The organism is Pantoea sp. VS1, from assembly GCF_002207995.1.
GTDB classification, from domain to species: domain Bacteria; phylum Pseudomonadota; class Gammaproteobacteria; order Enterobacterales; family Enterobacteriaceae; genus Pantoea; species Pantoea dispersa.
Window position 1 is genome coordinate 1 of sequence record NZ_NHZE01000088.1, and the last position, 12,139, is coordinate 12,139.

8 protein-coding genes are annotated in these 12,139 nt (G+C 59.0%); 6 read left to right on the plus strand and 2 right to left on the minus strand.

The genetic code is table 11. The annotated features are described in order from the left end of the window. The coding region (locus CBW22_RS23400; protein ID WP_176428176.1) for an Ig-like domain-containing protein at positions 1–1,687 on the plus strand (1,687 nt) is incomplete at its 5' end. A 213-nt stretch (positions 1,688–1,900) separates the two neighbouring features. Here CBW22_RS23400 and CBW22_RS23405 read toward each other — a convergent pair. Continuing rightward, on the minus strand, positions 1,901–3,994 hold the full coding sequence (locus CBW22_RS23405) for a putative bifunctional diguanylate cyclase/phosphodiesterase (RefSeq protein WP_088518015.1): 2,094 nt from the start codon (positions 3,992–3,994) through the stop codon (positions 1,901–1,903). Positions 3,995–4,156: 162 nt separating this feature from the next. Beyond that, on the minus strand, positions 4,157–6,256 hold the full coding sequence (locus CBW22_RS23410) for a putative bifunctional diguanylate cyclase/phosphodiesterase (RefSeq protein ID WP_088518016.1): 2,100 nt from the start codon (positions 6,254–6,256) through the stop codon (positions 4,157–4,159). A 547-nt stretch (positions 6,257–6,803) separates the two neighbouring features. On the opposite strand from CBW22_RS23410, the gene CBW22_RS23415 reads away from it, so the two are divergent. From CBW22_RS23415 to CBW22_RS23435, 5 genes are read left to right on the plus strand one after another with little or no spacing between them, the layout of a single operon-like run. After that, positions 6,804–7,373 (plus strand): spore coat protein U domain-containing protein, encoded by a 570-nt coding sequence (locus CBW22_RS23415; RefSeq protein WP_021509578.1) that lies wholly within the window; start codon positions 6,804–6,806, stop codon positions 7,371–7,373. Between the two features lie 22 nt (positions 7,374–7,395). Then, a complete protein-coding gene (locus CBW22_RS23420; protein ID WP_088518017.1) occupies positions 7,396–7,899 on the plus strand; it encodes a Csu type fimbrial protein in 504 nt (167 codons plus the stop codon). 23 nt (positions 7,900–7,922) lie between these two features. Continuing rightward, positions 7,923–8,621, plus strand: coding sequence for a fimbrial biogenesis chaperone (locus CBW22_RS23425; protein ID WP_441339124.1), 699 nt, complete (start codon positions 7,923–7,925; stop codon positions 8,619–8,621). Beyond that, positions 8,621–11,053, plus strand: coding sequence for a fimbria/pilus outer membrane usher protein (locus CBW22_RS23430; protein WP_088518018.1), 2,433 nt, complete (start codon positions 8,621–8,623; stop codon positions 11,051–11,053). The genes CBW22_RS23425 and CBW22_RS23430 overlap by 1 nt, the downstream gene beginning before the upstream one ends. Then, on the plus strand, positions 11,050–12,012 hold the full coding sequence (locus tag CBW22_RS23435) for a Csu type fimbrial protein (RefSeq protein WP_088518019.1): 963 nt from the start codon (positions 11,050–11,052) through the stop codon (positions 12,010–12,012). The genes CBW22_RS23430 and CBW22_RS23435 overlap by 4 nt, the downstream gene beginning before the upstream one ends. The last annotated feature ends 127 nt before the right edge of the window (positions 12,013–12,139 follow it).

Sequence of the window (12,139 nt, forward strand, 5' to 3'; positions counted from 1 at the left end):
CAGCATTGTCTATATTCACTTCCGTAACGCGTTGAGCGACTGGGAAGTCCTGGGCAGCGTGCAGGCTGGCGCGGATGGCAGCTGGGTGTATGAAACCGACCGCATCTCGCCGGGAAGCTATCAGTTCTCGGCCAGTAATAATGCTCAGGCGCACAACAGCAACAGCGATTTTGCCCTGACGATAGTCAGCGATGCCGCTTTAACGCCACAGATCATCAGTGCGTATGATAACTTTGGTAAAGTAACTGGCGCGTTAAAATCCGGCGCGACAACAGACGATGCGACACCAGAAATTCGAGGTGTGGCTGAAGCTAACTCAGTGGTATTCATCGAATATCGATCTCTGAACGGCAACTGGAAAACCGGCCACTCAATCAAAACAGATCACGCAGGCAACTGGTCATTTATTCCGGAAGAAAACCTGCACAGTGGCAGCTGGCAGTTTATCGCTAAGGCAGATGAATCAGGTGAACAATCATTACCATTTGATCTAAATATCCAACCGGAAGTGCCAGTCATTTTAGGTGCGTTTGATGATTCACTCCCTTCAACCGGGCTGATACAACACGGCGGTTTTACAGATGATTTAACACCTATATTGAAAGGTACAGGTTTTCCGGGACAAATTATTACTATTGAGTATGGTCAGTTTGGTAATCCATGGGTGGCAGGCGGTACTACTGTTGTAGATAAAGATGGTAACTGGTCATGGCAATCGCCAGGACTTAAAGAACAGACTGGCTGGGAATTTCGTGCCAGTAACACTAACCAGCCTGGCACACCGAAGTGGAGTAACACTTTCGCTATCAACGTAACCGATTCAGGAAAAGAATCACAAGGCTATTTATGGGATTTTAATGATGGAACATTACAAGGATGGAAGGCTGCGGGTAAATATGGCCAATCCGGAGAGCTGACAGTAAAAAAATGGAGTGGCAACGGAACAAATCAGTTGGGTAGTATGACGAATGGTACCACCGATGGCTACAACGGAGAAGTTGCTTACCGTACAATCATTGTGGAAAAAGGAAAAACTTATGAAGTTTCTTATGATGCCCTTCAACATACATCAAGTGGCGATTATAAATCAAAACTCGGGATGAGCATTGATGGACAATCGGTCATTCCGGAAACACTTCAAAAAACAAGCTGGACACATTACACAGGTTACTATACGGCAACCGAAACAAAAAAAGTTAAGGTAGCTATTACCAATGGTACCTCGAGTAGAAACGGTAACGATTTCGCGATAGACAATATCGGTATTAAACCTGTCGAAGAAAAAACAGATAATCACCTCGCTAATATAAAAACCAACAATGAGGTCATTAGCCTGAGTGGTGAACAAAGTAGTTTCGATTTAGCTAACCTGCTGACAGAAAAAGGGACAGTTAATACCATTAACATGTCTGACAAAATCGATAACGATTTACTGGTCGATGTAAAAACGATTCTTCAGCATGGCGAGATGAATTTATTTATAGAAAACAGTAATACCCAGATGAAAGTCAATGGTGATAATGGAGATGTCGTTAAGTTAAAAGACCTGATACCGGAATCAGAGAATAATGTCAGCTGGGTGCAACAGAATGGCACCGTCACCATTGCTGGCATTGATTACAGCGTCTATAACCACGGCGATGCTGAACTGCTGGTGCAGGAAGGGGTGAAAGTCGAGCTGGTGTGAGTTTTTTCTCCTCCTTTTAGGTGAGTTTGAGGTAAAAGCCGTGGCAGGGATGCTGCGGCTTTTTTGTTGGGTTGGGTGCGGTCTGGCCCTCACCCCGGCCCTCTCCCGCACGCGGGAGAGGGAGAAAAGACACACAGCGCGCACGCGGGTGAGGGTGAAAAACACACAGCGCGCACGCGGGAGAGAGGAGCTCCAGGCGGCAGAAACCAGCCTCTACTCCGCCGCCGTCAGCGCCGCGGGTTTGTCCTTCACAAAATCCGGTAGCTCGCTGATGCGCTCTGGCGGTAGCGGTTTGCCCAGCAGGAAGCCCTGCAGGGTGTCGCAGCCGAGCCCGGTGAGGAACGCCTGCTGATCCTGGGTTTCCACGCCTTCGGCCACCACTTTGAGATCCAGCGACTGCGCCAGCGCGACGATGGCGGAAACGATGGTGGCATCTTCCGATTTCGCCTGCAGCTCGTTAACAAAGGCGCGGTCGATTTTCAGCTCGCTGGCCGGTAAGCGTTTGAGATACAGCAGGCTGGAGTAGCCGGTGCCGAAGTCATCAATTGAGGCTTTTACCCCCATGCTGGTCAGCTCGGTGAGGATGCGCACGCTCTCTTCCGGATCGCGCATCGCCGTGGTTTCGGTGACTTCCAGCGTCAGCAACTCCGCCGGGATCTGGTGCTGTTCCAGCGCCTGCGTCACGGTGTCGACCAGGTTGCACTGCTCAAACTGCAAGGCAGAGAGGTTTACCGCCACCGACCAGTGCGGATGGCCCTGCTGGTGCCAGATGTGCAGCTGGCGGCAGGCCTCGTTGATCACCCAGTTGCCGATATTAATGATCATGCCGGTCTTCTCGGCAATCGGCAAAAACTTGTCCGGCGTCAGCAGGCCGCGCGTCGGGTGCTGCCAGCGCAGCAGCGCTTCGAAGCCAATGATCGGCCCGCTCGGCGCGCAGTACTTAGGCTGATAGAACAGACGCAGCTCGTTGCTATCCAGCGCCTGCCAAAGATCGTTATTAAGCTGCAGCTGCGACTGCGCCAGCGTGTTCATGGACGGCTGGAAGAAGTTGTAGCCGTTGCGGCCGTTGTTCTTGGTGTGATACATCGCGGCGTCGGCGTTAAACATCAGCTCGCGCTCGTCCTTGCCGTCACCGGGATAAACGGCGATGCCGATACTCAGCGACACCATCAGCTCGTAGCGTGACACGCTAAACGGGCGATCCACGGCTTTTACCAGCGCATCCGCCACCGCTGCGGCATCGTTGGGATCGCCGATCTCAATCAGCAGCACGAACTCGTCACCGCCCAGCCGCGCCAGCGTGTAGTGCCCTTTCATCTGGTCGGTCATGCGTTCGGTTACCGCAATCAGCAGGTTATCGCCGACGTGGTGACCAAAGGCATCGTTGACCGCTTTGAAACCGTCGAGATCCATAAACATCAGCGCAAACTGCGAGCGCTCGCGGTTGGCCTTGTTGATCGCCTGCTCGAGGCGATCCTCCAGCAGGATGCGGTTCGGCAGTCGCGTCAGGTTATCGTGCAGCGCCAGTTGTGCCAGCTCGCGGTTGGCCTCCGCCAGCGAGCGCGCGAGGATCGAGGTGCGCGCCTGCATACGCGCGTCGAGCATCGAAACCAGCAGCGTAATGCCGAGAATCGCCAGCGTCACTACTGTGACCAGCATCGCCAGCCAGTCGCTGTTCACGCCGTGATGGGTGGCGTGACTGTGCATCGGGAAGTTCGCCGCCGCCATGCCGGTATAGTGCATGCCGGCAATGGCGCAGCCCATCACCACGGCCGCCCCGACGCGCAGTAGCGTGACGCGGCCATGTCCTTCGCGCAGGTTGAACGCCAGCCACAGCGCGGCACCGGAAGCCACCAGAGCAATCAGCACCGAAACCGCAATCCAGCCCCAGTTCCAGCTGATGCCCGGCTCAAACATCAGCGCCGCCATGCCGGTGTAGTGCATCGCCACCACGCCGGAACCCAGTACCAGCGCGCCGCCCAGCAGCCGTCGCCACGGCAAGTCGCCGGACGAGCACACCAGCCACAGGGCAAAGATGGAGGCGAGAATCGCCACCACCATTGAGGCGGCGGTAAGCAGCGGATCGTAGCTCATCACCATATCCAGGCTCATCGACAGCATGCCGATAAAGTGCATGGCCCAGATGCCCACGCCCATGGCGAAGCCGCCGCCCAGCAGCCAGACCAGCGCCACCCGGCCGCTGGAGGAAGCGACGCGTCCCGCCATATCCAGCGCGGTAAACGAGGCAAGCATCGCTACCAGTATCGAAACGAGAACGGTAAACGCATCGTACGAAGTCACTAACATAGTGATTTCCCATATAAAAAAGCTGTGTTAAGTCAGCTGTGGTGTTGTTGAAATGAAAAAGAAAATGTTGGTTTTATAATTGAAATTATCGGCAGACCGGCTGCCGATATGAGTCACTGAACGATGAAAGCTTCCGATGTGAAGGAGAACAAAAATTGCTGGTCAGGCGCCGGTGAGCGGCAGCACGTTATCAGGAAAGTGCGGTGCAATCGGCGGTGATGCGGTGAATTCGCCGATGCGCTCCGCCGGCGTCGGTTTGCCCAGCAGATACCCCTGCAGCGTGTCAAAGCCGAGACCGGTCAACAGGCGCTGCTGCTCTTCGGTCTCCACGCCCTCCGCCACCATGCGCAGGTTAAGGCTTTGCGCCAGCGTTAGCATGGCGGTTACCACGGTTGCATCCTCGCTGTCGGCACGCAGGCTGTTAATAAAGGCGCGATCAATTTTCAGCTCGCTGGCCTCAAGATGCTTGAGGTGCAGCAGATTGGCGTAGCCAATGCCGAAGTTGTCGATGGCCACTTTGACGCCAAGCCGCTGCAGTTCGGCGATGCGTTGCTGGCTGAACTGCGGATCGCGCATGGCGATGTTTTCCGTGATTTCCAGCATCAGCGCGCCTTCCGGCAGCTGATAGCGCTGCAGCGTCTGGCGCAGCGTGTCGATCAGATCGCGCTGATGAAACTGCAGTGCGGACAGGTTAACCGAGACGCTCCAGTCGCGGTTGCCCTCGTCCTGCCACTGCCGCAGCTGGCGGCAGGCTTCGTTGATCACCCAGTTACCGAGCGCCACAATCTGGCCGGTTTTCTCGGCGCGCGCCAGAAACATATCCGGCATCAGCAAGCCGCGGCGCGGATGCTGCCAGCGCAGTAACGCCTCAAAACCCATCAGAATGGTCCCGCCCGCGCGAAACTTCGGCTGGTAGAACAGGCGCATCTCCTGGCACTCCAGCGCGTTCCATAAATCGTTGGCCAGCGCCAGCTGATGCTGTGCCACCGCGCTCATCACCGGTTCAAACAGGCTCCAGCCGTTACGCCCGCTGTGCTTGGTGTGGTACATGGCCGAGTCAGCGTTGAACATCATCTCCTGCGGGCTGCGGCCATGCTGCGGGAAGATCACAATGCCGATGCTGAGCGAGACGCGCAGCGAGTAACGATCCAGCTCAAACGGCGCATCAATGCGGTGCACCAGCCGCTGCGCCAGCGCTTCAGCCTGGGTTGCCGCGTACTGCGGACACAGCATGACAAACTCATCGCCGCCGAGGCGCGCCAGCAAAATGTCCGCTTCCAGCTGGGTGCGCAGCCGTTCCGCCACGGCAACCAGCAAACGATCGCCGACGTGATGCCCCCAGGTATCGTTCACCGCTTTGAAGCCATCGAGATCCATGAACATCAGGGCAAAGGGCTGGTCATCCAGCGTCGCCTGTTTGATTTGCGTGCTGAGCTGCTGGTCGAGCATCACGCGATTGGGCAGTGCGGTGAGAGTATCGTGCAGCGCCAGCTGGCGCAGCTCGCTGTTGGCGCGCCGCAGCCGGGCGGCAAGACGCGCCGCGCGCAGCTGGGCGTCCAGCATCGAGATCAGCAGCGTCAGACCGAGAATGGTGAGCGTGATGATGGTCACCCACACCGCCAGCCCCTCCTGTCCCATGCCGTGGTGCTGCATGCTGCCCGGTGCGCTGAACTGCGCGGCCGCCATGCCGGTGTAGTGCATGCCGGCAATCGCCACCCCCATCGCCAGCGCCGCGCAGGCGCGCATCAGCAGCAGGCTCTCGCCGTGGCGCAGGTGAAACGCCAGCCACAGCGCGGCACCGGATGCGCCGTAGGCAATCAGTACCGACAGTGCCACCAGGCGCAAATCCCAGTGAATGGCGGGTTCAATCAGCAGCGCCAGCATGCCAAGATAGTGCATGGCAACCACGCCGCTGCCGAGGATCACCGTGCCGCGCAGCAGCCGGCGGCGCGTCAGATGGCTGCCCTGCAGGCCCTGCGCAAAGGCAAAGATGCTGGTGAGAATTGCCAGCAGCAGCGAGAAGGCGGTGAGCGGAATGTCATAGCGCATGGTCATCGGCATCATCATCGCCAGCATGCCAATGAAGTGCATCGCCCAGATGCCAATGCCCATCGCCGTACCGCCGGCCACCAGCCACAGTTTCGCCAGCAGGCCGCGCGACACGGCGACGCGCCCGGCGGTATCCAGCGCCGTAAACGCCGCGATAAACGCCACAATCAGCGAAACGGCAACCAGAACGCTATCCCAGGTAACCAGCAACATGTGCGCTCCTCAACTCAACCCGCGGCGGCGCAGGTGCGGTATCGTCAATTAACAACAGAAAAAGTGAAAACATCAATGAGAGGCAGCTAATGACCACCCGCGCTGTGGCGACACAAAAACAGATCCATAAATAACTGGAGGTATTGCACGGCTATTTTTTATTCTCATCGTCTGTCGCGGTCGGGAAAAGTAATGATATCTGATTAATGCATGAACATAGCATTGAACCTGAAGTCGCGGTAGAGGGGGAAAACACTTGCCGTTTGGTTTTTTTAATGGGCCGCCAGCCCTTGTTATGACTGCGTTATCGGCGAAAAGGAGAAATTGATTAGCGAAAATTCTCCGGTGCGTTGTACAAGCGGCAAAAGGGTGTTCTATAGTAAATAAAACTGATATAAATCACTAACTCAGCCTTTAAGAATTTTCTTAGGTGGCAGGGCATTAAGTTCGTTTGCCGATCGCGGCGTCTTGTTATTTACGGGTTCGTTTCATTAATGAATCACCAGGCGAAAAAGCACTGACCTTGGATAATCAGTAAGGATTGATTATGAAACTCAAGCTTTTTCTTTTGGCTACCAGCCTGAGCGCCGCGCTCGCCCCTGCAACGGTTTTTGCTGCCACCACAACGGGAACCATCAATGCCACATTGACGCTCACCACCGGCTGTCTGGTGAACGGTCAGTCCGCCACCAGCGGGGTTAACTTCGGTACCCTGAACTTCGGTAGCAGCGCTGCAACCTTTGATACCTTAAACGCCACCCTGGTGGGGGCATCCGGGAACGGCATTTTTGTCCGCTGCACCACCGGCCAAACCTTCAATGTGCAGGTCACCAGCAGTAATCCGGCACCGGCCACCATTTACGGTACGGTGAGCGGCCAGCCGCGTTACCTGATCCTTGGCTCCAACAATACGCAGGGCATTGCTTACACGCTGTACAGCGACGCCGCGTTTACCACCGCCATTGCCAACAACACCAACATTGCCGCCAGCGGCACCACCGATCCGACGCTTGGCACCAACTATGCCATTTACGGTCGGGTGGTCGGCGGCGGCTTTAACCCACTGATTCCGGCCGGTACCTACACCGATACCATTAACGTGGCGGTGAACTACTGACGCCAGCGGTGGGGTAAGAAGGATGGTCTGGCTGCTGCGTGCTGGCAGCCTGGCCCTGCTGATAGGGAGCGTCCCGGCCTGGGGTTTGCCGACGGCCACCTTCCAGGTCTCTGCGTCAGTGGTGGCAGGCTGCGTGATTTCCGGTACCAATACCGGCGTGTTTGGCACGCTGAATTTTGGCACCCAGTCGGGCGTGGCGAGCAGCAGCGTCAGCGCCAGCTACGTGCAAAGTACCACCCTCACCCTCGCCTGCACGCCGGGTACCGCCCTCAGCATGAGCATCAATGGCGGCAGCAATTACACCAGCAGCCGCAATCTCAAACACACCAGTAACACCGATACCGTGGCCTACAGCCTGTATACCAACGCAGCGCACACCACGGCGATTCCGGTTAACTCGCCGGTGGCGCTGAGTTACAGCAACGCCAATAACATCGTGCTGCCGATTTATGGCCTGTTAACCCTGCCCGGCCCGACGCGCGCCGGGACTTATACCGATACGTTAACCGTCACCCTGAGCTGGTGACGGCAGCATAAAAAGGATGAATGATGATGAGCCTGCGCGCCCTGCTTCTGTGGTTTCTTCTGGCCCTGTCGCCCGCCAGCTTCGCTGCCAACTCGCTGATGATCTGGCCGATCGATCCCGCCATCAATCCGCAGGAAAAAGCCAGCGAACTGTGGCTGGAGAATCGCGGTAACGCCACCACCATCATGCAGGTGCGCATCTTCAACTGGCAGCAGATTGACGGCCAGGAACAGTATCAAACGCAGCAGCAGGTGGTCGCCAGCCCGCCGATGGTGCGGCTGGAGCCGGGGCAGAAGCAGCTGGTGCGCCTGATTCGCCAGAGCGCGCCGCCCGCCGGCGTGGAGCAAGCCTATCGCGTGGTGCTGGACGAGATCCCGACGCCGCGCTCGCCGGGCGAGAATCAGGCCGGGCTGACGTTTCAGATGCGCTACTCGGTGCCGCTGTTTGTCTATGGCGATGGCCTGACGCGCGACAGCGCCAAAGCCGACCTCAGCTGGCGTCAGGTCAGCCGCGACGGCAAACGCTGGCTGGAGCTGACCAATCGCGGCAACGGCCACGCGCGCCTGAGCAACGTCACCGTCGGCGGTCGCGCGCTCGGCAACGGCCTGTTTGGCTATGTGCTGGCTAACAGCAGCCACCGCTGGCCGCTGAACAGCCCGGTGAGCGGTGAACTCGCGGCCGAGGTGAATAAAACTCACTGGCGCAGCGCTGCCGCGCACTGATGAAGCTGACGCCGCCTCCCTGCGCGCTGGCGGTGACCAGCGTGCTGTGCTTTTCCCCGCTGAGCAGCGCAGAGACTTTCTCTGAGCTGCCACCGCCGCCTGCCGTCAGCCACAGCGCCAGCGGCCAGCAATACATGCTGGAACTGGTGGTGAACCAGCGCGAACGGGGCGAGATTGTGCCGGTCGAGCGGCGCGACGGTGAGTTCTGGCTGCGCAGCGGCGATCTGCAGCGCGCCGGCATTCCGGCGGCGAAGCTGGCTGGCGAACAGGTCGCTCCCGGTCAGTTGGGGGAGGTCAAAGTGGAATACGATGAACGCCGCCAGCGCCTGCTGCTGACGGTACCGCCCGCCTGGCTGCCGGAGCAGATGCTTGGTCAGCCGCAAAACGGTCCGCGCTATCCCGGCCAGGCCAGCAACGGCGCGCTGCTCAACTACGACTTCTACGCTACGCGCACCGACAACGCCGGTTCGCGCCTCTCCAGCTGGAACGAGCTACGCCTGTTCGGTCCGGCCGGCCAGTTCTCCAGCAACGGTGTCTATATTCAGCAGCTTGCGGGCGACACCCGCGGCCAGCAGCAGGGTTACATTCGCTACGACACCTGGTACAGCAACGAGAACGAGAACGCCGCGCTGAGCTGGCGCGCCGGCGATTTAATTACGGATGCGCTGGGCTGGAGCAACAGCGTGCGCCTTGGCGGCGTGCAGATCGCGCGTGACTTCAGCGTACGGCCGGATCTGGTCACCTACCCGCTGCCGGCCTTTAGCGGCCAGGCGGCGGTGCCGTCGTCAGTCGATCTGTTTATCAATGGCTATCGCAGCGCGCAGGCCAACGTGCAGCCGGGGCCATGGTCGCTGACCAATGTGCCGTTCGTTAACGGGGCGGGCGATGCGGTGATCACCACCACCGACGCGGTCGGCCGTCAGGTGACGACAACGCTGCCGTTCTATGTCTCCAGCAGCCTGCTGAAAACCGGCCTGTCCGATTACGCCTTCTCCGCCGGGGCGATTCGCGAGAACTACGGCATCAAAAACTTTGATTACGGCGCAGCGGCGGCCAGCGGCTCCTATCGTTACGGCCTGCGCGACTGGCTGACGCTGGAATCGCACGCCGAAGGCAGCAGTGACGTGGCGATGGGCGGTGCCGGCGCGCTGGTGAAGCTGGGCAGCCTTGGCGTCATCAACGCCGCACTGGCGCAGAGCCGGCTGGACGGCAGGCCCGGCACCCAGTACAGCTGGGGTTACCAGTACAACAACAGCTTGTTCAGCCTCGGCACTCAGCACACGCTGCGCAGCGCGGATTTCGGCAACCTGGCGCTGGTCGGCAGCCGCGGCGACAGCGCCAATACCAGCTATTCGCTCGCCAGACGCAGTGCGCAGTACACCGCCAGCCTGTCGCTCAGCCAGTACGGCAGCCTCGGTCTGGCGTATCTGGACATCGCCGGCGGCAGCGGCGATCGCACCCGCCTGTGGAATTTATCGTGGAGTAAAAACCTGTGGGGCAACAGCAGCCTGTACATCTCCGCCAGCCGCGACCAGCAACAGGGCGACTGGAGCGGCGCGATTTCGCTGGTGATTCCGTTTGGCGAACAGAGCAGCGCATCAATTAGCGTCGAGCGCGATCAGCAGGGACAAAGCAATCAGCGCCTGTACGTGTCGCGCGCCATGCCGAGCGACGGCGGTTTTGCTTACGATGCGTCATGGGCGCATCAGGGCGGCGACAGCGGCGATTATCGTCAGGGCAGCCTGCGCTATCGCAACAACAAGATTGATACTTCCGCCGGCTTTTACGGCGACGATGACAACACCACGCAGTGGGCCGATTTCACCGGCTCGCTGGTGCTGATGGACAACCATGTGTTCGCCGCCAACAACATCAACGATGCCTTTGTGGTGGTGAAAACCCGCTATCCGGACGTGACGGTGCGCTACGAAAACCAGACGATGGGCCGCACCGATGACGCCGGCTATTTGCTGGTGCCGTCCATCAGCAGCTATTACGGCGCGAAGTACGATATCGATACCCTCGATCTGCCGGCTGACATGACCGCGCCCAAAGTGGAACAGCGCTTCGCGGTGAAGCGCAAAAGTGGCTATCTGCTGAATTTCCCGGTGGAGCGCCTGCGCGCCGCCAGCGTGGTCCTGCACGACAGCGACGGCCAGCCGCTGCCGGTCTCCAGCCAGGTGTTGCGCCGCGATCGCGCCACCGAATATGTCGGCTGGGACGGCCTCGTGTGGATGGAAGATCTCAGCGCCAGCAACCCGATGCGCGTGGTGACGCCGGACGGACGCCAGTGCGAAACCACGCTGGCTATCGCTGAGGGGCAGCCTAAAGCGCTGCAGACTTACGGTCCACTCACCTGCCCGCTGCCGCCTGCCGCGCCTGGTACGGCAGTGAATGCCGCCAACAACTCACAGTCAGGGATCTCGCCATGAGGAAATTTCTGTTCTTGCTGCTGTGGCTGCTGCCGGCCAGCAGCTACGCGCTCTGTTCGCTTTCGGCCCCCAGCGCCAGCTTTGGCACGCAAACCACGTTTTACGTACAGTCGACGGCGGTCAATACCTCCAGTAACACCAACGTTAACTGCGGCACCGGCACGCTCAACCTGCTGGGCAGCGATTACGTCGCCTATGCGTTTACCACCGCCAACTACCTGAGCGGCACGCGCGCCACCATGAAGGCGTCGGCCAGCGGCACCGATAACGTGCCGATTCAGCTGTGCATTGACAGTGCCTGTGCCACCGAACTGCGCCAGGGCGGCAGCTATCGCTGGAACTCTTCCGCGCTGCTGGCGCTCGGCAACAGCCTCAATTTTGTCATTCCACTCTATTTCCGTACCGTGCCCGGCCAGGTGATCGCCGCCGGCAGTTACACCACCACCATCACGCTGACGGTGAGTTATAACGTGTGCGCCGGGTTAAATGTGGCCGGCGTGTGCGTCGGCACGGTGCAGAGCAGCAGCGGGACGGCGATGCCGATCACCGTGAATATGGTGATCACCAACGACTGCACCACGATTACGGCGCCGAACGTCAGCTTCGGCAGTGCGCCGCTGGTCAGTAGTTTTTCTACCGTGCAGCAGACGATTAACGTGGTGTGTTCAAAGGGCAGCACGTATACGGTGGGACTGAGTAATGGCAGCTATTACAGCGGCACCACGCGCCAGATGGCGAGCGGCACCAACCGGCTGGCGTACGATATTTATAAAGGCACCACCACCACCAACCGCTGGGGCCCGAGCGGCAGCGACCGCTGGAGCAGCGCGACCTCGACATCGCTCAATGCGGATACCGTGACGCGCAACTTTACCTATACGGCGCAGATTCTGACCACGCAGAATACGCCCGCAGCGGGCAATTACAGCGATAGCGTGGTGGTGGATGTGGCGTTTTAGCGGGGTGGGGTCAGGAGCGGGCTGATCGGGCGGGGGTTGAGGTGAAGCGCAGGTCTGCGAAACCGCACTGAACGGTTCCCTCTCCCGCATGCGGGAGAGGGTTAGGGTGAGGGCCAGCGGGCAGAGC